Origin of the sequence: Pandoraea anapnoica, from assembly GCF_902459765.1 — a bacterium.
Classification (GTDB): domain Bacteria; phylum Pseudomonadota; class Gammaproteobacteria; order Burkholderiales; family Burkholderiaceae; genus Pandoraea; species Pandoraea anapnoica.
Window position 1 is genome coordinate 1 of sequence record NZ_CABPSP010000039.1, and the last position, 1321, is coordinate 1321.

General features: G+C 60.3%; 1 pseudogene and 1 other annotated feature. The pseudogene reads left to right on the forward strand.

Annotated features, from left to right (window positions below):
- Positions 1-50 precede the first annotated feature (50 nt).
- Positions 51-1287 (forward strand): annotated as a pseudogene (locus PAN31117_RS26925) (IS3 family transposase).
- Positions 332-448 (forward strand) — a sequence feature (AL1L pseudoknot). It overlaps the preceding pseudogene by 117 nt.
- Positions 1288-1321: the final 34 nt, after the last annotated feature.

Sequence of the window (1321 nt, forward strand, 5' to 3'; positions counted from 1 at the left end):
TGAATCGCCCCGGATTTTGAGGAGGCTCCAACTCTTGAGAGAATGGAGCAATGAACAAGAAATCGAGCAAGTTTTCCCCGGAAGTCCGGGAGCGCGCAGTACGCCTGGTGCGTGAGCAGCGTAGCGAACATCCATCGCTGTGGGCGGCCGTCGAATCGATTGCGCCGATGATCGGCTGCACGCCGCAAACACTGAACGATTGGGTCAAGCGGGACGAGATCGATAACGGCGAACGCACCGGCCTGACCACAAATGAGCGCGAGCGCCTGAAGGCGCTGGAGCGCGAGAACAAGGAATTGCGCAAGACCAACGAGATTCTCAAGTTGGCCAGCGCGTTTTTCGCCCAGGCGGAGCTCGACCGCCGTATCAAATCCTGAAAGCCTTCATCGATCAGCATCGCGACACCTTCGGGGTCGAGTCGATCTGCAAGGTCTTGCGGATTGCCCCGTCGGCTTACTGGCGTCATGCCGCCCAGCTTCGCGATCCGTCGAAGCGCTGCGCCCGAGCGAAGCGCGATGACGTGCTGTGCCCCGACATCCGGCGTGTCTGGCACGCCAACATGCGGGTCTACGGCGCGGATAAGGTCTGGAAGCAGATGAACCGGGAGCAAATTCGGGTGGCCCGCTGCACGGTCGAGCGATTGATGCAGCGGATGGGCTTGCAAGGCGCGGTTCGCGGCAAACGAGTTCGCACGACGATTCCTGATGTCTCGGCACCTCGCCCGTTGGATCGGATCAATCGCCAGTTCAAGGCCGACAGGCCGAATCAGCTCTGGGTTTCCGATTTCACCTACGTTTCGACGTGGCAGGGCTGGCTGTATGTGGCGTTCGTCATCGACGTGTTTGCACGGCGCATCGTTGGCTGGCGAGTGAGTCGTACTATGCGCACCGACTTCGTACTCGATGCGCTTGAACAGGCGCTGTACGCCCGCCAACCGGGCGGCGACGGGACGCTGATCCATCACTCCGATAGGGGGGCGCAATATGTTTCCATCCGCTACAGCGAGCGCCTCGCCGAAGCGGGCATCGAACCTTCGGTCGGCAGTCGCGGCGACAGCTACGACAACGCTCTGGCTGAAACCATCAACGGCCTGTACAAAACGGAACTGATTCACCGGCGCGCACCTTGGAAAACAAGGGAATCCGTCGAGCTCGCTACCCTGGAATGGGTAGCCTGGTACAACCATCATCGACTGATGGAACCGCTGGGCTATATCCCGCCCGCCGAGGCTGAGGCAAACTACTACAGGCAACTCAGAAACACCGCTGAGCGCCTGCATTAACTTAAACCAACCGGCCTCCTCGGAAGCCGGGGCGATTCA